At 69.0% G+C, this 22,182-nt stretch carries 23 protein-coding genes; 13 read left to right on the forward strand and 10 right to left on the reverse strand.

Features of this window, described 5'->3' with window-relative positions; translation table 11 throughout:
• Positions 1-19 precede the first annotated feature (19 nt).
• Positions 20-1,453 (reverse strand): short-chain fatty acyl-CoA regulator family protein, encoded by a 1,434-nt coding sequence (locus tag QTH87_RS24455; RefSeq protein ID WP_286612824.1) that lies wholly within the window; start codon positions 1,451-1,453, stop codon positions 20-22.
• A 115-nt stretch (positions 1,454-1,568) separates the two neighbouring features.
• On the opposite strand from QTH87_RS24455, the gene QTH87_RS24460 reads away from it, so the two are divergent.
• From QTH87_RS24460 to QTH87_RS24485, 6 genes are read left to right on the forward strand one after another with little or no spacing between them, the layout of a single operon-like run.
• On the forward strand, positions 1,569-1,964 hold the full coding sequence (locus QTH87_RS24460; RefSeq protein WP_286612911.1) for an acyl-CoA thioesterase: 396 nt from the start codon (positions 1,569-1,571) through the stop codon (positions 1,962-1,964).
• The gene (gene prpC, locus QTH87_RS24465) at positions 1,961-3,124 is read left to right on the forward strand and encodes a bifunctional 2-methylcitrate synthase/citrate synthase (protein WP_286612825.1); all 1,164 of its coding nucleotides are present in this window, start codon (positions 1,961-1,963) and stop codon (positions 3,122-3,124) included. The genes QTH87_RS24460 and prpC overlap by 4 nt, the downstream gene beginning before the upstream one ends.
• Before the next feature lie 20 nt (positions 3,125-3,144).
• Positions 3,145-5,739 carry a Fe/S-dependent 2-methylisocitrate dehydratase AcnD gene (acnD, locus tag QTH87_RS24470; RefSeq protein ID WP_286612826.1) on the forward strand — a complete coding sequence of 865 codons (2,595 nt, stop codon included), beginning with the start codon at positions 3,145-3,147 and terminating at the stop codon, positions 5,737-5,739.
• Positions 5,739-6,932, forward strand: a complete 1,194-nt coding sequence (prpF, locus tag QTH87_RS24475; protein WP_286612827.1) for a 2-methylaconitate cis-trans isomerase PrpF — start codon at positions 5,739-5,741, stop codon at positions 6,930-6,932. The genes acnD and prpF overlap by 1 nt, the downstream gene beginning before the upstream one ends.
• Positions 6,933-6,948: 16 nt before the next feature.
• Positions 6,949-7,809, forward strand: a complete 861-nt coding sequence (locus QTH87_RS24480; protein WP_286612829.1) for an isocitrate lyase/PEP mutase family protein — start codon at positions 6,949-6,951, stop codon at positions 7,807-7,809.
• Positions 7,810-7,855: 46 nt separating this feature from the next.
• Positions 7,856-8,467 (forward strand): pseudouridine synthase, encoded by a 612-nt coding sequence (locus QTH87_RS24485; RefSeq protein ID WP_286612831.1) that lies wholly within the window; start codon positions 7,856-7,858, stop codon positions 8,465-8,467.
• Here the strand turns inward: QTH87_RS24485 and QTH87_RS24490 are convergent.
• Entirely contained in the window at positions 8,404-9,057 is a 654-nt protein-coding gene (locus QTH87_RS24490) for a TetR/AcrR family transcriptional regulator (protein WP_286612833.1), read from the reverse strand. The genes QTH87_RS24485 and QTH87_RS24490 overlap by 64 nt on opposite strands.
• A 122-nt stretch (positions 9,058-9,179) precedes the next feature.
• On the opposite strand from QTH87_RS24490, the gene QTH87_RS24495 reads away from it, so the two are divergent.
• From QTH87_RS24495 to QTH87_RS24515, 5 genes are all read left to right on the forward strand, one after another.
• Positions 9,180-10,715, forward strand: coding sequence for an MFS transporter (locus tag QTH87_RS24495; RefSeq protein WP_286612835.1), 1,536 nt, complete (start codon positions 9,180-9,182; stop codon positions 10,713-10,715).
• 1 nt (position 10,716) lies between these two features.
• A complete protein-coding gene (locus QTH87_RS24500; protein WP_286612837.1) occupies positions 10,717-11,103 on the forward strand; it encodes a nuclear transport factor 2 family protein in 387 nt (128 codons plus the stop codon).
• A 111-nt stretch (positions 11,104-11,214) separates the two neighbouring features.
• Complete coding sequence (locus tag QTH87_RS24505) at positions 11,215-11,451, forward strand: hypothetical protein (RefSeq protein ID WP_286612838.1); 237 nt, start codon at positions 11,215-11,217, stop codon at positions 11,449-11,451.
• A complete protein-coding gene (gene trkA / locus QTH87_RS24510) occupies positions 11,403-13,013 on the forward strand; it encodes a Trk system potassium transporter TrkA (protein WP_444812836.1) in 1,611 nt (536 codons plus the stop codon). Before QTH87_RS24505 ends, trkA begins: the two co-directional genes overlap by 49 nt.
• A 16-nt stretch (positions 13,014-13,029) precedes the next feature.
• A complete protein-coding gene (locus tag QTH87_RS24515; RefSeq protein WP_286612841.1) occupies positions 13,030-14,496 on the forward strand; it encodes a TrkH family potassium uptake protein in 1,467 nt (488 codons plus the stop codon).
• A 31-nt stretch (positions 14,497-14,527) separates the two neighbouring features.
• Here QTH87_RS24515 and QTH87_RS24520 read toward each other — a convergent pair whose 3' ends face one another.
• The 5 genes from QTH87_RS24520 to QTH87_RS24540 all read right to left on the reverse strand — a co-directional run bounded on the left by QTH87_RS24520 (position 14,528) and on the right by QTH87_RS24540 (position 17,134).
• A complete protein-coding gene (locus QTH87_RS24520) occupies positions 14,528-15,301 on the reverse strand; it encodes an SDR family oxidoreductase (RefSeq protein ID WP_286612843.1) in 774 nt (257 codons plus the stop codon).
• A complete protein-coding gene (locus QTH87_RS24525) occupies positions 15,298-15,873 on the reverse strand; it encodes a hypothetical protein (protein ID WP_286612845.1) in 576 nt (191 codons plus the stop codon). Before QTH87_RS24525 ends, QTH87_RS24520 begins: the two co-directional genes overlap by 4 nt.
• Positions 15,874-15,970: 97 nt before the next feature.
• The gene (locus tag QTH87_RS24530; protein ID WP_286612846.1) at positions 15,971-16,177 is read right to left on the reverse strand and encodes a hypothetical protein; all 207 of its coding nucleotides are present in this window, start codon (positions 16,175-16,177) and stop codon (positions 15,971-15,973) included.
• Positions 16,178-16,269: 92 nt separating this feature from the next.
• On the reverse strand, positions 16,270-16,557 hold the full coding sequence (locus QTH87_RS24535; protein ID WP_286612848.1) for a hypothetical protein: 288 nt from the start codon (positions 16,555-16,557) through the stop codon (positions 16,270-16,272).
• A gap of 163 nt (positions 16,558-16,720) precedes the next feature.
• Complete coding sequence (locus tag QTH87_RS24540; RefSeq protein ID WP_286612913.1) at positions 16,721-17,134, reverse strand: hypothetical protein; 414 nt, start codon at positions 17,132-17,134, stop codon at positions 16,721-16,723.
• A 119-nt stretch (positions 17,135-17,253) separates the two neighbouring features.
• Between QTH87_RS24540 and QTH87_RS24545 the strand changes: the two genes are divergently transcribed.
• Positions 17,254-18,531, forward strand: coding sequence for an EAL domain-containing response regulator (locus QTH87_RS24545; RefSeq protein WP_286612850.1), 1,278 nt, complete (start codon positions 17,254-17,256; stop codon positions 18,529-18,531).
• Positions 18,531-18,716 carry a hypothetical protein gene (locus tag QTH87_RS24550; RefSeq protein ID WP_286612852.1) on the forward strand — a complete coding sequence of 62 codons (186 nt, stop codon included), beginning with the start codon at positions 18,531-18,533 and terminating at the stop codon, positions 18,714-18,716. Before QTH87_RS24545 ends, QTH87_RS24550 begins: the two co-directional genes overlap by 1 nt.
• A gap of 9 nt (positions 18,717-18,725) precedes the next feature.
• On the opposite strand, the gene QTH87_RS24555 is transcribed toward QTH87_RS24550, so the two are convergent.
• From QTH87_RS24555 to QTH87_RS24565, 3 genes are read right to left on the reverse strand one after another with little or no spacing between them, the layout of a single operon-like run.
• Positions 18,726-19,163: a CBS domain-containing protein gene (locus QTH87_RS24555; protein ID WP_286612853.1), complete on the reverse strand. Its 438-nt coding sequence runs from the start codon at positions 19,161-19,163 to the stop codon at positions 18,726-18,728.
• A 44-nt stretch (positions 19,164-19,207) separates the two neighbouring features.
• Positions 19,208-20,263, reverse strand: coding sequence for a 2-oxoacid:ferredoxin oxidoreductase subunit beta (locus QTH87_RS24560; RefSeq protein ID WP_286612855.1), 1,056 nt, complete (start codon positions 20,261-20,263; stop codon positions 19,208-19,210).
• Complete coding sequence (locus QTH87_RS24565; RefSeq protein WP_286612915.1) at positions 20,260-22,119, reverse strand: 2-oxoacid:acceptor oxidoreductase subunit alpha; 1,860 nt, start codon at positions 22,117-22,119, stop codon at positions 20,260-20,262. Before QTH87_RS24565 ends, QTH87_RS24560 begins: the two co-directional genes overlap by 4 nt.
• Positions 22,120-22,182 lie beyond the last annotated feature (63 nt).

A 22,182-nucleotide genomic window follows, 5' to 3' on the forward strand; every position in this document is an offset into this window, starting at 1 on the left:
GCGCACTACAGGCCATTGCTCAACCCGGCCCGGCCGCATCGGCCGGATAGGGCGTGAACCGGCTCTCGTTCTCGCTCACCTCGAGCGGTCGGCCGACGAAGGGGAACGCCCGCTGGGGGCATCGCGTGCGCTCGCACACCTTGCATCCCATGCCGATCGGGATGGCGATCTCCGGGTTGTCGAGGTTCATGCCCCGCGAGTAGACGAGGCGGGGCGCATGGCGGATGTCGCAGCCCAGCGCGACCGAGAAGGTCTTGTTCGGGGCGCCATAGCCGCCCATGCCCTTGGACACAGTGCGGGCGATCCAGAGGTAGGTGCGGCCATCGGGCATGCGCGCCAGCTGCGGCAGGATCTTTCCCGGCTGGGAGAAGGCCTCGTAGACGTTCCAGAGCGGACAGGTGCCGCCGGTCTTCGAGAAATGGAAATGGGTAGCGGATTGCCGCTTGGAGATGTTGCCGGCCCGATCCACGCGGATGAAGAAGAACGGCACGCCGGGCGCTTCCGCGCGCTGCAGCGTGCTCAGGCGATGGCAGATGGTTTCGTAGCCCACGCCGAAGCGGCTGGACAGCCGGTCGATGTCGTAGCGCAGGGTCTCGGCGGCCTTCAGGAATTCCGCATAGGGCAGCAGCAGGGCCCCGGCGAAGTAGTTCGCCAGGCCGATGCGGGCCAGGGTCCGGGCCTGCGGCTCCTGGTGGAAGTCCGGCGTATCGGCGAGCGCATCGAGGAGCGAGGACTGCTCCAGCAGCGCCAGCTGCGTCGCCAGCTGGAAGGCACGCTGACCGTCGTCCAGCGACCCGGACAGGCGCAGCGTCCGGCTGCCCGGCTCGTAGCTGCGCTGGCTCTCTTCGGCCTCGTCGTGGGCGGGAACCACTTGCACACCGTGCCTGCGGGCGAGCCGCTGGATCAGCCAGTCGGACAGGGCGCCGCCCTTGGCGCGCGCTTCGGCGGCCAGCGCCTCGGCCGCGCGGTCCACGGCATCGAAGTGGTTCTGATGGGCGAAGAAGAAGTCGCGCACCCTCTCGAAGGCCATCGGCCGTAATGGCGCGATGTCGGCGCGATCGTCCCCCAGCCGCAGCGCCATGGCTTCGAGACGCTGGGTGGCGTCGGCATTGCGCCGATGCAGGGCCAGCAGCGCGCGACCGACGGCAGGCATCTGCGAGGCGATCTCCAGCAGCTCCGGCAGTGCCACCGCCTCGCCGCCCGGGTTGTCCGCGAGGGCCTCCCGCATGCCCGCCACCAGGCGCGCTTCCTCGTCCTCGGAGAACTGCTGCACGTCCACGCCCAGCGCGCGGCTGATCCGGAGCAGGACCCCGACCGTGAGCGGCCGCTGGTTCTGCTCCAGCTGGTTCAGGTAGCTCGGTGAGAGCTCGAGCGCCTGGGCCAGCGCGATCTGCGACATGCCGCGTTCGGCGCGCAGCTTGCGCAGGCGCACGCCCATGAAAGTCTTCTTCATCGTGATCTCCGGCGGGCGTCAATTTGCACTCTTCGCAAATTTGCCGATTTCGATTCGCAAATCTTCGCCCTTTCAGTCCTTCTGCCAAACCTCGATTGTGCGTAAATTGCGAAGCATGACAACACCCCACGGGACCGTCGAGCTCAAGGACATCGTCTTTCCGGACCAGGCCAACCACTACGGCACGCTGTTTGCGGGCCATGGGCTCCAGTTCATGGCCAAGGCCGCCTTTCTGGCAGGCCGCAGCCTGGCGCGACGCGACGTCGTGATGGCCGGCGTGACCGGCGCGGAGTTCCTCTCCCCGATTCCGGTCGGCCACGTGCTGACCCTGCGTTCGTGGGTGAGCCGCGTGGGTCGAAGTTCGATGACGGTGTGCGTCACCGGCCTCGCCGAGACGCTCGGCGCGCCGGAGGAAGAAGTTCTCAAGGGTGTGTTCGAGATGGTGGCCGTGGATGCCGCAGGACACCCCGTTCCCATCGATCGCTCTTATCTGGACAAGGAGACTGCATGACTATCGCCACCCCGAACGCACCGGCCGGATTCAAGGCCAAGAAATCCGTTGCGCTCTCGGGCGTCACGGCCGGCAACACGGCGCTGTGCACCGTCGGCCGCACGGGCAACGACCTGCACTACCGGGGCTACGACATCCTCGACATCGCCGAGGTCTGCGAGTTCGAGGAGATCGCGCACCTGCTGGTGCACGGCAAGCTGCCGACCGCGGCGGAACTGCGCGCCTACAAGGGCAAGCTGAAGGCCATGCGGGGCGTGCCCGCGAGCGTGAAGTCGGCGCTGGAGCAGATCCCCGCCGGCGCACATCCGATGGACGTGATGCGCACCGCCGTCTCGGCCCTGGGCTGCACGCTGCCCGAGAAGGACGATCACAACACGCCCGGTGCGCGCGACATCGCCGATCGGCTGATGGCATCGCTGGGCTCCATGCTGCTGTACTGGTACCACTGGTCCACCCAGGGCAAGCGCATCGAGCTGGAAACGGACGACGATTCGATCGGCGCGCACTTCCTGCACCTGCTGCACGGCACCCGGCCGAGCGCCGCGTGGGAGCGGGCCATGCACACCTCGCTCAACCTCTACGCCGAGCATGAGTTCAATGCCTCGACCTTCGCCGCGCGCGTGATCGCCGGCACCGGCAGCGACATGTACTCGTCCATCGCGGGCGCCATCGGTGCGCTGCGCGGGCCCAAGCATGGCGGCGCCAACGAAGTCGCCTTCGAGGTCCAGAAGCGCTACGAATCGCCCGACGAGGCCGAGGCCGACATCCGGCGCCGCGTGGAAGCCAGGGAAGTGGTGATCGGCTTCGGCCATCCGGTCTACACCGTGAGCGATCCGCGCAACGTCGTCATCAAGGGCGTGGCCCGGTCGCTGTCGGCAGAGGCCGGCTCGAGCAAGATGTTCGACATCGCCGAGCGGCTCGAGTCGGTCATGTGGGACGCCAAGAAGATGTTCCCCAACCTCGACTGGTTCAGTGCCGTGAGCTATCACATGATGGGCGTGCCGACGGCCATGTTCACGCCGCTGTTCGTGATCGCGCGGACCAGCGGCTGGGCCGCGCATGTCATCGAGCAGCGCATCGACAACAAGATCATCCGCCCGAGCGCCAACTACACCGGGCCCGAAGACCTGGCCTTCCTGCCGATCGGCGACCGCCGCTGACAGGCGCTCTTCTCCCACGCATGAACACCCTGTACCGAAAGAACCTGCCGGGCACCGCACTGGACTACTTCGACGCCCGCGAGGCGGTCGATGCCCTGAAGCCGGGCGCCTGGGCCGGCCTGCCCTACACCTCGCGCGTGCATGCCGAGAACCTGGTGCGCCGCTGCGACCCGGCGATCCTTGCGCAGTCGCTCCTGCAGCTGATCGAGCGCCGGCGCGACCACGACTTTCCCTGGTTCCCCGCGCGCGTCGTGTGCCACGACATCCTGGGCCAGACCGCGCTGGTGGACCTCGCCGGCCTGCGCGATGCGATCGCCGACATGGGCGGCGACCCGGCCCAGGTGAACCCCGTCGTGCAGACCCAGCTGATCGTGGATCACTCGCTGGCGGTCGAGTTCGCCGGCTCCGACCCCGACGCCTTCGCCAAGAACCGGGCCATCGAGGATCGTCGCAACGAAGACCGCTTCCACTTCATCGAATGGACCCGCAAGGCCTTCAGGAACGTGGAGGTGATACCGCCGGGGAACGGGATCATGCATCAGATCAACCTGGAACGGATGTCGCCGGTGATCCACGCGCAGGACGGCGTGGCCTTCCCCGATACGCTGGTCGGCACCGATAGCCACACGCCGCACGTGGATGCGCTCGGCGTGATCGCGATCGGCGTCGGCGGACTCGAGGCCGAGAGCGTGATGCTGGGCCGTGCGTCCTGGATGCGGCTGCCCGACATCGTCGGCGTGGCGCTGACCGGCCGGCCGCAGTCCGGCATCACCGCGACCGACATCGTGCTCGCGCTGACCGAGTTCCTGCGCAAGCAGAAGGTGGTCGGTGCCTACCTGGAATTCCATGGCGAGGGCGCCGCCGCGCTGACGCTGGGCGACCGTGCGACGATCTCCAACATGACACCCGAGTTCGGCGCCACGGCAGCCATGTTCTCGATCGATGCGATGACCATCGACTACCTGCGCCTGACCGGGCGCGAGGACGAACAGGTTCGCCTGGTCGAGATATACGCGAAGGAAGCGGGGCTCTGGTCGGACGCGCTGGCCACCGCGGAATACGAGCGCGTGCTGCGCTTCGACCTGTCCTCGGTGGTGCGCAACATGGCCGGGCCATCGAACCCGCACAAGCGCCTGCCGACCTCCGACCTGACGGCGCGCGGCATCGCCGCGCCCTGGGACGACGTGCCGGGCCGCATGCCCGACGGCGCCGTGATCATTGCCGCCATCACGAGCTGCACCAACACCAGCAACCCGCGCAACGTGATCGCCGCCGGCCTGCTGGCGCGCAACGCCAACGCACGCGGCCTCGTGCGCAAGCCCTGGGTCAAGTCTTCTCTCGCGCCGGGCTCCAAGGCAGTGCAGCTGTACCTGGAGGAAGCAGGCCTGCTGGCCGAACTCGAGCAACTGGGCTTCGGCATCGTGGCCTTCGCCTGCACCACCTGCAACGGCATGTCGGGCGCGCTCGATCCGCTCATCCAGCAGGAAGTGATCGAGCGCGACCTGTACGCCACCGCCGTGCTCTCGGGCAACCGCAACTTCGACGGCCGCATCCACCCCTATGCGAGGCAGGCCTTCCTGGCATCGCCACCGCTGGTCGTCGCCTATGCGATTGCAGGCACCGTGCGCTTCGACATCGAGCGCGACGTGCTGGGCACGGACGCCGATGGCCGGCCCGTGACCTTGAAGGACATCTGGCCGAGCGATGCCGAGGTCGACGCCGTCGTCGCCAGCAGCGTCAAGCCCGAGCACTTTCGCCGCGTCTACGATCCGATGTTCAGGATCGGCGTGGCCAGCGGCGAGCCGATCAGCCCGCTGTACGACTGGCGCCCCCAGAGCACCTACATCCGTCGTCCGCCGTACTGGGAAGGCGCGCTGGCCGGCGAACGCACGCTGCGCGGCCTGCGTCCCCTGGCCGTGCTGCCCGACAACATCACGACCGATCACCTGTCGCCGTCGAACGCGATCCTGCGCGACAGCGCAGCCGGCGAATACCTGCACGCGATGGGCCTGCCCGAGGAAGACTTCAACTCCTACGCCACCCACCGCGGCGACCACCTGACCGCGCAGCGTGCCACCTTCGCCAACCCGCAGCTGGTCAACGAGATGGCGGTGGTCGACGGCCAGGTGAAGAAGGGGTCGCTCACGCGCGTCGAGCCCGAGGGCCGGGTGGTGCGCATGTGGGAGGGCATCGAGACCTACATGCAGAGAAAGCAGCCGCTGATCATCATCGCCGGCGCCGACTACGGCCAGGGCAGCTCGCGCGACTGGGCGGCCAAGGGCGTCAGGCTGGCGGGCGTGGAGGCGATCGCGGCAGAAGGCTTCGAGCGGATCCATCGCACCAACCTGATCGGCATGGGCGTGCTGCCACTGGAGTTCAAGGCCGGCGTCAACCGGCTGACACTGGGGCTGGACGGCAGCGAGACCTACGACGTGGTGGGCGAGCGCCGGCCGCGCGCGGACCTCACGCTGGTGGTCCGGCGGAGGAACGGCGATCGCATCGACGTGCCGATGACCTGCCGGCTCGACACGGCCGAGGAACTCTCCATCTACGAGGCCGGTGGCGTGCTGCAACGTTTTGCGCAAGACTTCCTTGCTGCCGGGGACACCGCCTGATGCCAGCGACGCCACAGATCAGGATCGCCGCGACCTTCATGCGCGGCGGCACCAGCAAGGGCGTGTTCTTCCGCCTGCAGGACCTGCCCGAGGAAGCACGTGTTCCCGGCCCGGCGCGCGATGCGTTGCTGCTGCGCGTGATCGGCAGCCCCGACCCCTACGGCAAGCAGATCGACGGCATGGGCGCCGCCACCTCGAGCACCAGCAAGGCGGTGATCGTCTCGCGCAGCACCCGGCCGGACCACGACGTCGACTACCTGTTCGGCCAGGTGTCGATCGACCAGCCCTTCGTCGACTGGAGCGGCAACTGCGGCAATCTCTCGGCCGCGGTCGGGCCGTTCGCGATCGGCAACGGCCTGCTCGATGCAGGCCGGGTGCCGCGCAACGGCACCGCGACCGTGCGGATCTGGCAGGCCAACATCGGCAAGACCATCGTCGCGCACGTGCCCATGACCGACGGCGCCGTCCAGGAGACCGGCGACTTCGAGCTCGACGGCGTGACCTTCCCGGCCGCCGAAGTGCAGCTGGAATTCATCGACCCGGCCGACGAGGGCGACGGCGAAGCCGGCGGTGCCATGTTCCCGACCGGCAACGTGGTGGACGATCTCGAGGTTCCGGGGCTCGGCTGCCTGAAGGCCACGCTGATCGACGCCGGCATCCCCACGATATTCGTCGACGCCGCGGCCGTCGGCTGCACCGGCACCGAGCTGCAGGATGCGATCAATGGCAGCAGCGAGGCCCTGGCCATGTTCGAGTCCATCCGTGCGCACGGTGCCGTCCGCATGGGGCTGATCCGGGATGTGGCCGAGGCCGCCCGGCGCCAGCACACACCCAAGGTGGCCTTCGTCGCGCCGCCTGCGAGCTACACCGCCTCCAGCGGCAAGCCGGTGGCGGCGTCCGACGTCGACCTGCTGGTGCGCGCGCTGTCCATGGGCAAGCTGCATCACGCGATGATGGGCACCGCGGCCGTGGCCATCGGGACCGCAGCGGCGATCCCGGGCACGCTGGTGAATCTCGCGGCCGGCGGCGGTGCGCGCCAGGCCGTGCGCTTCGGCCATCCCTCGGGCACGCTGCGCGTGGGCGCCGAGGCCGCGCACGTCGACGGCCGGTGGACGGTCACCAAGGCCCTCATGAGCCGCAGCGCCCGCGTGCTGATGGAAGGGCACGTGCGCGTGCCCGGCGACAGTTTCTGAACCGAGGAAGTCCCGCATGTCCACCAAGAAGCAACTGAGAACCCTGGTCGAGGCCCGCCGCGGCGCGATCGTGCCGGGCGCCTTCAACGCGCTGTCCGCCAAGGTCATCGAGGACCTGGGCTACGAAGCCATCTACGTCACCGGCGCCGGTGTCACCAACATGTGGTTCGGCATGCCGGACCAGGGCTTCATGGGCCTGCACGAGATCGCGGACCACACGGCGCGCATCCGCGACGCGGTCGGTCTGCCCCTGATCGTCGACGCCGACACCGGCTTCGGCAATGCCCTGAACGTGCGTCACACGGTGCGCGTGCTCGAGCGTGCCGGCGCCGACTGCATCCAGCTCGAGGACCAGGTCGCACCCAAGCGCTGCGGCCATTTCTCGGGCAAGGAAGTGATCTCCACCGCGGAGGCCGTGAGCAAGATCAAGGCCGCGGTCGACGCACGGACCGACCCCGACTTCCTCGTCATGGCGCGCACCGACGCCTGCGCGACGCAGGGCTTCGAGGCGGCGCTCGAGCGGGCGCAGAAGTTCTCCGAGGCCGGCGCCGACATCCTGTTCGTCGAGGCGGTCACCACCGCCGAAGAGATCCGCGCGCTGCCGCTGCGCCTGGACAAGCCGCAGCTCATGAACATGGTGATCGGCGGCAAGACCCCGATCTTCGGTGCCGAGGAACTGGGCCAGCTCGGCTACGGCATCGTCCTGTACGCCAACGCGGCGCTGCAGGGTGCGGTCGCGGGCATGCAGAAGGCGCTGACGGTGCTGCGCGAGCACGAGCGCGTGGACGAGGACCCCGCGCTGGTCGTGCCGTTCGCGGAGCGGCAGCGGCTCGTCGGCAAGCCGGAATGGGATGCGCTCGAAAGGCGCTACACCTGAAGGCGCGCGCCGTGCGGCCCGGGGCTGGCATCATGGCCGGATGCGAATGGCAGGCACACGGGGAGGAATCGTCAGGGCGGATGGCACCCGTGGTGCCGGCGATTCATCGCGCCTGATCCGATTCAACAAGCCCTACGGCGTGCTGAGCCAGTTCGGTGCCGAAGGCCGCTGGCGTGGCCTGAAGGACTTCATCGACCTGCCCGGCGTCTATGCCGCCGGCCGCCTCGACGCCGACAGCGAGGGCCTGCTGCTGCTCACCGACGACGGCCGGTTGCAGGCGCGCATCGCAGACCCGCGCTTCAAGATGGAGAAGACCTATTGGGCGCAGGTCGAAGGAAGCCCCGACGAAGCCGCGCTCGACGCCCTTCGGCAAGGCGTGCGACTCAACGACGGGCTCACGCTGCCGGCACGCGCGCGGCTGCTGCAGGAGCCGCCCGCCGTGTGGGAGCGCGATCCGCCCGTGCGCATCCGCCAGGCCATCCCGACGGCCTGGCTGGAGCTCGTGATCCGCGAAGGGCGCAACCGCCAGGTGCGGCGAATGACCGCGGCCGTGGGATTCCCCACCTTGCGACTGATCCGGACCGCGATCGGTCCCTACTCGATCGACGGCCTGGCGCCGGGGACCTGGGCGGACCTGCGCCTCGACGCCGAGGCCTGAGGGCCCTCGGGCCAGATCAGCATGGCCATCTCCGCCACGCGCTGAAGGCGCCTGCGTGGCAAGCCCGTCTTCGCCTGGACCGCGATGCCGGCAGCCACGGTCATGACGTAGCTCGCCAGTGACTGCGGCTCCCAGCCAGCCGGGAGATCGCCTTGCTGCCGGGCGCGTTCGAAGCGGGCGGCGACGGCCGACTCGGCATCCCGCCGAAGCTTGGCCATGGCTTGCTGCACCGCCTCGGAGTCGGGGCTGGTCGCAAGAGCGCCCTGGATCATGAGGCATCCATCGGGGGTGTCCCGGCCGGACACCAGCGCCACCTCTCCCATCAGGATGTCGAGCGCGACCTCCCGCGCCGATACGCGCGCAAATGCCTTCTCATAAAGACACTCGCTGTAGAGCCCGTAGTGGGCAACCGCCTGCATGAAGAGGCTCTCCTTGTTGCCGAACGCCAGATACAGGCTCGGAACGGTGACGCCGATCTCGCCCGCGAGCGCGGCGACGGAAGCGCCTTCGTATCCGTGGCGCCAGAACATCCGCATCGCCGTGTCCAGCGCCTGCGCCTTGTCGAACTCTCGGGGTCGTCCTCGGGTCATTTTGTATCAATCGCTATAAATATCTTGACGTCGATCCGGCCGAGCTTACTATAACGATCGATAGCTATATCGAACAGACCACTTTTGCTGCGGTGCAGGTGCCGCCGCCCAGGGGAGCCTCCATGGATGAGATGCCACGACCCGCCGGCCGCCGCGAATGGATCGGACTGGCAGTGCTCGCGCTGCCGACCCTGCTCGTTTCCATGGACATGAGCATCCTGTTCCTCGCGGCCCCCGCGCTCAGCGCGGCGCTTCGGCCCAGCGGCTCCGAGCTGCTCTGGATCTCGGACATCTACGCCTTCCTGCTCGCGGGTGCGCTGATTCCCATGGGCGCGATCGGCGATCGGATCGGTCGACGCAGGCTGCTGCTGATCGGCGCGGCGTTCTTCGGCTTCTTCTCCGTACTGGCCGCCTTCGCGACCGGCCCGGCGATGCTGATCGGGGCCCGCGCCCTGCTCGGGGTTGCAGGCGCCACGCTGCTGCCATCGACGCTCGCGCTGATACGCACCCTGTTCGAGACGACGCGGCAGCGCAGTGTCGCGATCGGCATCTGGACCGCCTGCTTCACGCTCGGCGGCGTGCTGGGGCCGATCGCGGGCGGCGTCCTGCTCGAGTTCTTCTGGTGGGGTTCCGTGTTCCTGCTGGCGGTGCCGTTCATGCTGCCATTGCTGCTGCTGGGGCCCCGGTTCCTGCCGGAGCGCGTCGAGCGCGCGACGCACCCTCTGGACTGGCCCAGCGTCGCGCAGTCGGTGTTCGGCCTGCTGTCGATCACCTTCGCCCTGAAGCAGCTCGCCGAGCATGGCCCCACCGCGACGGCGGCGCTTGCACTCGTCGCGGGCCTGATGGCCGGTGCCATGTTCCTGCGGCGTCAGCGACGTCTGCCCTCCCCGCTCGTCGATCTCGCGCTGTTTCGCGACACCGGCTTCTCGGCCGCGCTGGCGGCCAACTCGCTTGCACTCTTTGCCTGGACGGGTGCCTCGCTGCTCGTCGCACAGCATCTGCAACTGGTGGTCGGCATGTCGCCCCTGAACGCGGGCCTGTGGACCGTGCCCGCGGCGATCGCGTCGGTTGCAGCGTGCCTGGGCGCTGCGTCGCTCTCGCGGCGGTTCTCGTCGGTGAAGGTCATCGGCGGGGCGCTCGCGCTGACGGCCTCGGGCCTGGCCCTCATGGCGGCTCTGTCCGGCTCGTTCGGATTGCCGGCCGTCATCTCGGGCATGGTGCTGCTGGGCTTCGGTGTCGCCACCGTCATGACCCTGGGAATCGATCTCGTGCTGGCGGCTGCCCCTGCACAGAAGGCCGGTGCGGCGGCCGCGATCTCGGAAACCAGCGCCGAACTCGGCGGCGCGCTGGGCGTGGCGCTGCTCGGCAGCATCGGCGTCGCGGCATACCGCGCACTGATCGTCGTTCCCGAAGGCACCGCGGCAGCCGCGGCCGGTGCTGCGCGCGACACGCTGGGCGGTGCCCTGGCCATCGCGGCGGGATTGACCGCCACCGCCGGAGACGCGCTGCGCCTGTCGGCACAGTCGGCCTTCGCGACGGGCTTCGCGATCGCGATGGGGGTCGGCGCGGTCATCCTGCTCGCAGCGAGCCTCCTGTTCGCATCGACCGCATTCGGCCGGCGCAGCAGGCGGCAGCGCGCGCTCGCCGAGGAGGCTTGAGATGCCCGCCCGACACGACGAGACCCTCATCCGCGCGCTGATCGACGACTGGCAGGACGCCATCTGCAGCGGCGACCTCGACCGGGTCACGGCCGACCACGCCGACGACATCGTGATGTTCGACGTGCCCGAACCGGTGCAGGAGATCGGCATCGACGCCTACCGGCGGACCTGGCGGCTCTTCTTTGCGCACAACCCCGCGGGCCCCGAACGATTCCGGATCGACGAACTCAGGATCGAGGCCGGCGACCGGGTCGCATTCGCCCACGGCCTGCTGACCATCGGTGGCGGCGACGCACACTGCCGCCTGACCCTCGGACTGCGGAAGGCGAACGGGCGGTGGCAGATCACCCACGAGCATCATTCGATGCCTCTCGGCCCGGGATGATGGCGCACCCCGCGGGCCACGCTGCCGCCGTTCGGATCGCGTAGTGCTCGCCTGGGAGGTCCGGTCGTCCGGTTCCGGACGCTGCCGGGCCGGGTGCTGCAAAATGCCCGCATGTCGACCGACCGAAGCGAAGCGATCCGAAAACTCCAGGCCCTGGCCGTCGAGGAGCGCCTCGAGCTGCCCGAGGAAGACGAGGTGCTGATCGAGTCGGTGCTCGATCGCCTCGAGGAACTGGAGGATCGGCGGCGGCTGGCGGCACGCCGCAAGGCGCGCCGGATCGCGATCGGCATCGGCGCCCTGTGCGCGCTGCTCGCGCTGGCGCTGCTCTTCGAGGCGCGTCGTCCCTAGGAGGCCCGGCAACGTGCCGAGGCCCGCATCGCGAAGTTGCCGTTACCCGCCACGGGCGACCGGCGTATAACGCCTCCCCGGGAGTCCAACACTTGAAAATCATCATCCTCGGGGCAGGCCGGATCGGCGAGAGCGTGGCCGGCACGCTGGTCTCCGAACGCAACGACATCACCGTCATCGACACCGATGCGGCGCGCCTGCGCGAACTGGAAGAGCGCTTCGAGCTGCGCGGCGTGGTGGGCAGCGGCATCGAGCCGGACGTGCTGGCCGAGGCCGGGGCGCGCGATGCCGACATGCTGATCGCCTGCGCCGCACAGGACGAGACCAACCTGGTCTGCTGCAAGGTCGCCTACCAGACCTTCGGTATCCCGACCCGCATCGCGCGCGTGCGCTCCAATGCCTACAAGGAGGGCAGCCCGCTGCTGGGCAAGGAAGGCTTCGCGGTCGACTGCGTCATCTGCCCCGAGGAGTCGCTCACCCGCTACATCGGCAAGCTGGTCGAATATCCCGAGGCGCTTCAGGTACGCGAGTTCGCCAATGGCCTGGCCTGTCTGGTGGCGGTACGCGCAGTGGCCGGCGCACCGCTCGTGAGGCACAGCATCGCAGAGCTGCGCGAGCGCGTGCCCGGTGCCGACATGCGCATCGTCGGCATCTACCGCCGGCTCGAGAACGAACCCGACCGCTTCATCGTCTGCGAAGGCCCGACCCTGATCGAGCCCGGCGACGAGGTCTTCGTGCTGTCGGCACGCGAGCATCTGCCTGCCGTGCTGTCGGCGCTGCATCGCCACGACCCGGGCGAGCAGAGCAAGGTCGAGCGCATCATGATCGCCGGCGGTGGCCGGGTCGGGCTGCGACTTGCCAGGCAGCTCATCGAGACGGGCGTCAAGTACCAGATCAAGCTGCTTGAGCGCAGCCATGCGCGCTGCGTGCAGCTGGCCTCCGAGCTGCCCAACGCCAGCGTGCTGGTGCTGCATGGCGACGGAACCGACGAGGACCTGCTCGAGGACGAAGGCATCGAGGGCATCGACCTGTTCCTCGCGCTGACCAGCGACGACGAGGACAACATCATGGCCAGCCTGCTGGCCAAGCGCCTGGGCGCCAAGCGCGTGCTGGCGCTGATCAACCGGCGCAGCTATGCCGACCTGATGCATGGCACGCAGATCGACATCGCGCTGTCGCCGGCCCAGACCATGCTCGGCGAGCTGCTGGCCTACGTGCGCCAGGGCGACGTGCAGGCCGTGCACAGCCTGCGGCGCGGCGTGGCCGAGGCGCTCGAGATCGTGGCGCGCGGCGACCGCAAGACCTCGCGCGTGGTCGGCCGCAAGATCTCGGACATCGAGCTGCCCAAGGGCGCGCAGTTCGGCCTCGTGATGCGGGGCCTGCCCGAGATGGGCGAAGGCGCCCTGCCCGCCGGCACCGGCACGCCGACGCCCGCGCAGGTCATCATCGCGCGTGGCGACACCGTGATCCAGAGCAACGACCACATCGTGATCTTCGTGCCACGCAAGCGGCAGCTGCGCGACGTCGAGAAGCTGTTCCGCGTCAGCGCCACCTTCTTCTGATCGCGGGCCGGCGTCCATGAGCGATTTCCTTCCGGTCCTGCGCGTGTTCGGCGCGCTGCTGACCTTCTTCTCGCTCGGCATGTTCGTGCCGTGGTTCTTCTCGTGGGCGCACGACGACGGGCTGCGCCACGTGTGGGCGGTCTCGGCGGGCGTCTGTGCCGCCTGCGGCGGCGCGCTGTGGGGCGGCCTCTATCGCTTCAAGCGCGAACTGCAGCCGCGCCACGGGATCTTCCTGGTGTCCTTCACCTGGGTGCTGCTGCCGCTCTTCGCCACGCTGCCGCTGATGTGGTCGCTGCGCGACGTCGGCCGGTCGATCGACTTCACGCATGCGTACTTCGAGGCCGTGTCGGGCCTCACGACCACGGGCGCCACGGTGCTCACGCAGCTCGACAGCCTGCCGGTCTCGATCAACGTGTGGCGCACCTTCCTGCAGTGGCTGGGCGGCATGGGCATCCTGGTGCTCGCGGTGGCGATCCTGCCGCTGCTCGGCGTGGGTGGCAGCCAGCTCTTCAAGGCCGAGGTTGCGGGCCCGATCAAGGACAGCAAGCTCACGCCGCGCGTCAAGGAAACAGCCAAGGGCCTGTGGGGCATCTACGCCAGCTTCTCGGTCGCGTGCTTCCTTGCCTACTGGGCCGGCGGCATGTCGGCCATCGAAGCCATGATGCACATGTTCGCCACCGTGAGCCTGGGCGGACTGAGCTCGCACGACACCAGCTTCGCGCACTTCGCGTCGCCCGCGCTGGAACTCGTCGCCGTGGTCTTCATGCTGGCCGCCAGCTGCAACTTCGCGCTGTACTTCATCGCGATGCGCAAGGGCCACTGGGGCGGCTTCTGGCGCGACCCGGAGCTGCGCGGCACGCTCATCGCGCTGATCGGCGGCGGCCTGATCGTGGCGGCGGTGCTGTGGGCCAAGAACGTCTACGGCGTGGTGGACGCGCTGCGCTACGGCATCTTCCATGCGATCTCGCTCGGCAGCACGACCGGCTTCGCGACCGTCGACTACCTGGCCTGGCCGGCGTTCGCGCCGCTCTTCATGCTGCTGCTGTCGGGCGTGGCGACCAGCGCGGGCTCGGCCGGCTGCGGCATCAAGATGGTGCGCGTGCTGATCCTGGTCAAGCAGGCGCGGCGCGAGATGACGCGCCTCGTCCACCCGCGCGCTGTGCAGCCCGTGACGCTCGGCAGCATGGTGGTCGACCACCGCGTGATCTTCTCGGTGCTGGCCTTCATGCTGGTCTACGGCGTGACCACGATCTCGCTGAGCATGCTGCTGGTGCTGACCGACCTCGATCCGGTGACCGCCTTCAGCGCCGTGCTGGCCAGCGTGAACTGCACCGGCCCCGGGCTCGGCAGCGTCGGGCCGTCGGGCAACTACAGCCACTTCACGGAGTTCCAGGTCTGGGTCTGCACCTTCGCGATGGTGCTCGGGCGGCTCGAGATGCTGAGCTTCATCGCGCTGCTCACGCCTTCGTTCTGGCGCAAGTGAGCGGGGTCGTCGCCGGCCTCCCCTTGCAGCCTCAGGCGGGATCGGCGGGCGGCGGGATACCCACCGGCCATCCACCCGAGAAATCGATCACCGTCCCGGTCAGGAAGCTGCCCTCCATGGTCGCGAGGTAGCGGATCAGCTCGCCGATCTCCGCCGGATCGGCAAGGCGCCCCGCGGGCACGGTCCGCTCGATGTAGGCGCGTCCGGCAGGCTCGTCGACGAACCGCGCCCGCGGGTAGTAGGTCTCGCTGGCGAGGTGGTTGGGCGCAATGGCGTTCACGGGAATCCCGAGCGGCGCCAGCTCGATCCCGAGCGATCTGACCAGTGCATTGGCCCCGGCACGGGCGATGTCGGGAATGGATCCCGCGCCCAACGGCAGGCGGTTGCGATTCGACGTGATGAACACCACGCGCGCCTTCTGCCGGCCCCTGAGATGCGGAATGGCAGCCTGCGCCAGCCGGAACGGAAACACGACCAGGCGCTCCAGCGTGTCCTGCAGCCCCTGCGGGTCCGCTGTCTCGACCGGCTCGTGGATCGGCGGGCAGGCATCGTTGCTCACCAGCACGTCCAGCCGATCGGCCCATGCGTTCGCCGCCCGGACGATGTCCGCCGGCTCCTGTTCCGCCAGCACGACCACGCCTGCGTGAGCGCGCCCGTAGGCCTCCCTGGCGCCGGCCGAGGCAAAGGCCTCATCGTGCACGACCACCTGGAAGCCCGCGGCGCAGAGCGCCCCCACGGCCGGCGGGCCGGCGAACAGCCGAGCGTGGGTGACGAGCGCAACCGGCCGGTCGACGGCCGCCGTCATGGCGACGCCAGAGGCGGCCCCGCGACGGCCGCACCCGACCGCCAGCCCGCGTACAGCAGCGCGATGCCCATCAACAGCGCGTAGAGCGCGAGCATGGTGACCTGGGCGGCGCCAAGCAGTCCGTAGGCCAGGCCGACGCCGAGCAGGAAGGTGAAGATGCAGATCGCGAGCGCCGGCCCGACCGCGCCGCGCGAGGGGTCGCCCGCGGGCGGCCGCCTGACCAGCAGGTAGACGATGCCGCCGAGGCCCAGCAATCCGCAGGCAAAGATGATCAGGACGTGGACGAAGACGCTGCCGAGCACCATCTGCTGGAGGCCGGGATTGGCGAAGATCATGGCGCCGATCAGCAGGCGCAGCAGGCCATCGCAGAGCACCAGCCCGAACAGCCAGCGCCCGCGGGCCGAACCGCGCAGCGCGAAGGCCAGCAGCAGCCCCAGGAAACCGTCGATCAGCGCGTAGGTGCCGCCCGGGGCGAAGCGCTGCGCATCCTGACCCTGCAGCCAGACATAGAGGCCGATGCCGAACAGCAGGTTGAAGGCGCCGCGCGCCAGAAGCAGGAATCTGGGGGCCATGAGCTTCCTCGCATGCACCGGCGAAGGCCGGGATGCCGCGGATCATGGAACAAAAGAAGCAGCGGCGCCAGCAAGACGCCGCTGAAAGACGCAGGCGCTAGAAGCCCGCCATGCTGGTCGTGTGATAGCCCGAGAGCGGCGCGCTGCGGGTGTCCTCGCCCACGTCGCCTTCCTGCGGGCGGCCGAGCGAGAACAAGGTCGCGGCCGCGGCCACGACGAAAGCGATCAGTACCCAGAGCCCGAACATGTAGACGGACCACACGGGAACGGCAACGATGGAGAGGAGGAGGATGGCTCTGAACATGGAGCCAGTGTGACCGCCGATGCCCCTTCGGCCGCGTGAAGGAATGGGCATCCGGCGCGAGAATTGTTCAGCCTGCGGTCAGGCGGCCGGCCTCAGGCGGCGACGTAGCTCAGGCGTGCCTCGTGCGGCAGGCCCTCGCGCACGAAGCTGCGCGCCTCGTCGTCGGCGAAATCGAACAGGGCGTCTGGAATCTCGTCGTCGTCGAGCGAGAACAGCACCTCGATCGCGTCCTGTTGCGGCGGCGAGAAGACACCGAGCTGCGCCAGCCGGTCGAACCTGGCGGCGGTTTCCTTGGGCGCCAGCTGGCGCAGCTCGAGCAGCTCGACCAGCATCTGGATCTGGGACGGGTTCAGGGGCGCGGGGGCGGCGGACTTCTTCATGGCGGATGACCTTTCTGAATGCGGCGTCGGGGTTCTTCCTCTGCCGTTGAAATCAGTCTCGGCGCCGATCCTTAAGCGTGGCTGAAGTCGGCGCGCCTGTGCCATCCGATGCCGCTTGGAAAGCGCGGAGAGCGTGAGGAAAGTCTCGAGCCGGTCGACCGCCTCAGCTCACCCGCTTGCCGCGAACCCGTGCCCACGCGGCACGCAGTCGCCGCGCCCGGTCTTCGAACACGTAGGAGCCCGCCAGGGCCAGCAGGCCCGACACCAGGCCCGTCAGGACGGGCTCGACCCACCGCGTGCCGTAGTGATCGGCATGCGAGAAGGCGTCGCCGAACATGGTCAGCAGGCCCACGACCAGCGCATTGCCCCATCTGTTGCGGAACAGCCTCGCCGCCGGCGTGAAGGTCAGCAGCAAGGCCAGGATCGCGGTGACCAGACCGGTCTGCAGTGCCAGCGTCCAGTGCGCCGCACTCATGAGGTTGCCCCAGCTCCCGGGCATGCAGGTCATGCAGGCGCTGGTCGGCTGCCAGAAGCGCTGGATGAAGACCTTGGCGCGCAGCTTCCAATCGCTCGTCATCATGGATTCCCTTCGAGGCTCGGGGCAGGATACTGCAGGCAGGCAGCCATCCCCGACGCGAGACAAGCTCGATCGAACACGGTAGCCTCGAGCGCCATGCAAGACACGGCGACAAGACCATGACGACCTCCGGCGATCCTTCGGGCCAGGCGCCCCGCGCGCTCGAAGCCGGCGAGGATCCGGCTGCGCAGCCGGCCATCCTGCTGGTCGACGACGACGCCTTCATGCTCGCCGCCCAGGCGATGCTGCTCGATGGCATCGGCTATCGGCGCGTCGGCACCGCGATCAGCGCCGATGTCGCGCTGGCGCTTATACGCGGCAATCCGGGCCGGGTCGACGTGCTGGTCTGCGACCTCAACATGCCGGGCATGGACGGCATCGAACTGCTCAGGGTCCTCGACGCCGAGGGCTACGCGGGCGGCGTGATCCTGCTCAGCGGCGAAGGCACCCGCGTGGTGCAGACCGTACAGCGGCTGCTCGGTCGCAGCCGGCTGGTGCTGCTCGGCGCACTCGACAAGCCGGCATCCGGCGAGGCGCTGCGCGCGCTGATCGACGCCTGGCAGACGCGCCTGCCCGCGCGTCCTCCGGGGGCTCCGGCCGCGCCCGCATTCACCGAGGCCGACCTGCGGGTCGCGCATGCCGAAGCCCAGTGGGTGCTGCACTACCAGCCCAAGGTGGACCTCGCCAGCGGTGCGCTCGCGAGCCTCGAGGCGCTCATGCGCTGGCGTCATCCCGTGCAGGGCCTCGTGATGCCTGACCGCTTCATCGGTCTTGCCGAGTCCTGCGGCCTGATCGATACGATGACCGACTGGGCGCTGCGCGAGGCGCTGGCGCAGATCGCGCGCTGGCGTACGGGCGGCCTGAGCACGCGGGTGGCGGTCAACGTGTCGATGGACAGCCTGGCGGCTCCCGGGTTCGCAGGCCGCGTGGCCGCCATCGTGCGCGAAATGGCCATGCAGCCCCAGGACCTGATCCTCGAGGTCACCGAGAGCAAGCTCAGCGCGCACGCCGTGGCGTCGCTCGAGAACCTGGTGCGGCTGCGGGTCAAGCGATTCGGCCTCTCGATCGACGACTTCGGCACCGGCCACTCCTCGCTGGCCCAGTTGCGCGACGTGCCCTTCACCGAACTCAAGGTCGATCGCGGCTTCGTGCACGGCGCACGCGACAACGCCGTGGTGCGTCCGATCCTCGAAGGCAGCATCGGGATGGCGCGGCGCCTGGGCATGCAGTCGGTGGCCGAGGGCGTCGAGACCGAGGACGACTGGCGGCTTCTGCAGGAGATCGGCTGCGATCTCGCGCAGGGCTATTTCATCGCGCGGCCCATGGAGGCGAACCTGGTTCATGCCTGGCTCGAGGGCTGGTCCGAGCGGCGGCCGGCACTGGTGCCGCCGGCCTGATGGCGGCCGCCGACGCCGTCGCGGGGATGCGGTTGAACCCGAACGGCAGCCGGGATGCCGATCCCGCCCGCTCGGCCGAGGCCTTCGCCTGGGGCTTCGGGGCGACCGCGATCGCCGTGAGGCTGGCACTCGCTCTGGCCTGGTGGCTGCTGCCTCGTGAGCCGGCTGCCAAGGCGGGCCGCTGAATCAAGGGCTCAGCCCAGCGCGTCGTTCACCTGTTCGTTGAACTCGGTCTGGCTCAGCGCCGCACCGATCTCGCGCGGCAGCGCGTCGCGCACCGAGAACACGCCGAGGATCTTGCTGCCCGACACCAGCGGCAGGTGGCGAAAGCCGCGCTCGAGCATCAGCACCACGGCGTCCGACACCCGCGTCTCGGGCGGGATGCAGATCGGGTTCGGCGTCATGACGTCACGTACCGCGGTGCGCTCGGGGTCGACGCCACGCGCCAGCACCCGCGTCATGAGATCGCGTTCGGTCAGGATGCCCAGCAGGAGATCGGGCGGCTCCATGACGAGCACGCTGCCGCAGTTGGCGCTGGTCATGACGCAGGCGGCGTCGCGCACGCTGGCCTGCGGCCCCACGCTCACGACATGCTTGCGCGAGATCGACTGGAAGACCGTGCGTTCTGCCATGGTGCGCCCTCCGGGGAAACGCGTCTTGTACGCCCTCGCGGCGATCAGCGCAACGAGTCGTTGAGCCGGCCGAGCGCCTTGGCGCCCGGATTGAGTTCCGCCGTGCCCAGGCCATTGAGCGGCAGGTCGACGGTGTTGAGCGCGTTGTGCAGGTCGGTGGCGAGCGGATCGACGTACAGCAGCCCGGTCACGACCTCGCCCATGGCGGAATGCCGCTGCATGTAGGCCATCGCGGCATGGCGGTCGCCGGGGTTGTAGTCGGGATGCAGGCTGCGCAGCCGCAGCAGCGTGCCGTCGTGCTGGCGCACGTCCATCACCTCGCCCGGCCCGATGTCGACCGAGATCTCGTCACGGCTGCTGATGAAGTCGATGCGGCTCACGGCCTCGTTGTGCTCGCGCACGTAGTCGTAGCTCTTGGTGCTGCCCGGGTGGTTGTTGAAGGCCACGCACGGGCTGATGACGTCGATCAGCGCCGCGCCGCCATGGCTGATCGCGCCCTTGATCAGCGGCACCAGCTGCGCCTTGTTGCCCGAGAAGCCGCGCCCGACGTAGGTGGCGCCCATCTGCAGCGCCATCGCCACCAGGTCGATCGGGCTGTCGGTGTTGACCACGCCTTTCTTGCTCTTGGAGCCCTGGTCCGCGGTGGCCGAGAACTGGCCCTTGGTAAGCCCGTAGACGCCGTTGTTCTCGACGATGTAGGCCATGCGCACGCCGCGCCGCATCGCGTGCGCGAACTGGCCCAGGCCGATCGAGGCCGAGTCGCCGTCGCCCGAGACGCCCAGGTACAGCAGGTCGCGGTTCGCGAGGTTGGCGCCGGTCAGCACGCTGGGCATGCGGCCATGCACGGTGTTGAAGCCGTGCGAGGCGCCGAGGAAGTAGTCGGGCGTCTTCGAGCTGCAGCCGATGCCCGACAGCTTGGCCACGCGGTGCGGCTCGATGTCCAGTTCCCAGCAGGCCTCGATGATCGCGGCCGAGATGGAGTCGTGGCCGCAGCCGGCGCACAAGGTCGAGATCTTGCCCTCGTAGTCGCGCCGCGTGTAGCCGACCTTGTTCACCGCCAGCGTCGGATGGCGCAGCCGGGGCTTCGCGAGATAGGTCATGCCGTTTCCTTGTTGCTGCTGCCGGCAGCACCGGCGGACCGCGCGGCGCGCAGCCGGTCGGTGATGGCCGCGACGATGAAGCGTGCAGTGATCGGCGTGCCGTCGTAATGCAGCACGCGCACGAGTTGCGCCGGATCGGCGTCGAGCTCGTTGACCAGCAGGCTTCGCATCTGGGCATCGCGGTTCTGCTCGACCACGAACACCGTGCGGTGGCCGGCGAGGAATTCGCTCACGCTGGCCGGGAACGGAAAGGCGCGCAGCCGCAGCGCGTCCAGCTCGATCCCGTCGGCTTCGAGCGCCGCGAGCGCCTCCTGCATGGCCGGGCTGGTCGAGCCGTAATAGATCACGCCCAGTTCGGTTTTGTGCGGCGCCCGGCGAAGCACCGGCTGCGGCACCAGGGTGGCCGCGGTCGCAAACTTCTCGAGCAGCCGCTCCATGTTGTAGATGTAGTCGGGTCCGCGCTCGGAGTAGCGCGCATAGGCATCGCGCGTGGTCCCGCGCGTGAAGTAGCTGCCCTTGGTGGGATGGGTGCCCGGCAGCGTGCGCCACGGGATGCCGTCGCCGTCGACGTCCTTGTAGCGGCCGAAGTCGCGGCCGGCCTCGAGCTCCTCGGCGGTCATGACCTTGCCGCGGTCGTAGGCGCGGGCATCGTCCCACTCGAAGGGCTTGCACAGGCGCTGGTTCATGCCGATGTCGAGATCGGTCATGAGGAAGACCGGCGTCTGCAGCCGGTCCGCGAGGTCCAGCGCGGCGGCCGCATGCTCGAAGCATTCGTGCGGGTCCTCGGGAAACAGCAGCACGTGCTTGGTGTCGCCGTGCGAGGCATAGGCGCACATCAGAACGTCGGCCTGCTGGGTGCGCGTGGGCATGCCGGTCGAGGGCCCGCCGCGCTGCACGTTGATCAGCGTGATCGGGATCTCGGCGAAGTAGGCCAGGCCGATGAACTCGCTCATCAGGGAGATGCCGGGCCCCGAGGTCGGCGTGAAGGCGCGCGCGCCGTTCCAGCCCGCGCCCACGACGACGCCGATCGAGGCCAGCTCGTCCTCGGCCTGCACGATGGCGAAGCGGTGCTGCCCGGTGTCGGGATCGATGCGGAACTTGCTGCAGTACTTCTGGAAGGCCTCGGCCACCGAGGACGAGGGCGTGATGGGATACCACGCCGCCACCGTGGCGCCGCCATACACGCAGCCCAGCGCCGCGGCGCTGTTGCCGTCGACGAAGATGCGGTCGCCCACGCGGTCGGCTCGGCGCACCCGCAGCCCCACGGGCTCGCGGATGTTCTCGCGCGCGAAGTCGCAGCCCAGGTGCAGCGCCTGCACGTTCGAGGCCAGCAGCTTCTCCTTGCCCTTGTACTGCTCGCCGAACAGCTTCTCGACCACCTCGGGCTCGATGCCGAGCAGCACGCACAGCGCGCCCACGTAGACGATGTTCTTGAACAGCTGGCGCTGGCGCGGGTCGTTGTAGACCGCATTGCAGATCTCGGTGAGCGGCATGCCGATCACGCGAACGTCGCTGCGGAACTTCGACGGCGGCAACGGACGCGTGCTGTCGTAGAACAGGTAGCCGCCGGGCTCGAGCTCGGCCACGTCGGCGTCCCAGGTCTGCGGGTTCATCGCCACCATCATGTCGGTGCCGCCGCGCCGGCCCAGGTGGCCGTCCTCGGTCACGCGCACCTCGTACCAGGTCGGCAGGCCCTGGATGTTGCTCGGAAAGATGTTGCGCGGGCTCACGGGCACGCCCATGCGCAGGATGGCCTTCGCGAACAGCTCGTTGGCAGAGGCCGAGCCCGATCCGTTCACGTTGGCGAACTTGATGACGAAGTCGTTGACTGCCTCGATGGGTGATGTGGCCCCCACGCTCGCCACTGCGTGTGCTTCGCTGCCCCCCGAGGGGCCCTTCGCGCCTTCGGGCGGCCGTGC

This window comes from Variovorax jilinensis (assembly GCF_030316885.1).
GTDB lineage: Bacteria > Pseudomonadota > Gammaproteobacteria > Burkholderiales > Burkholderiaceae_C > Variovorax > Variovorax jilinensis.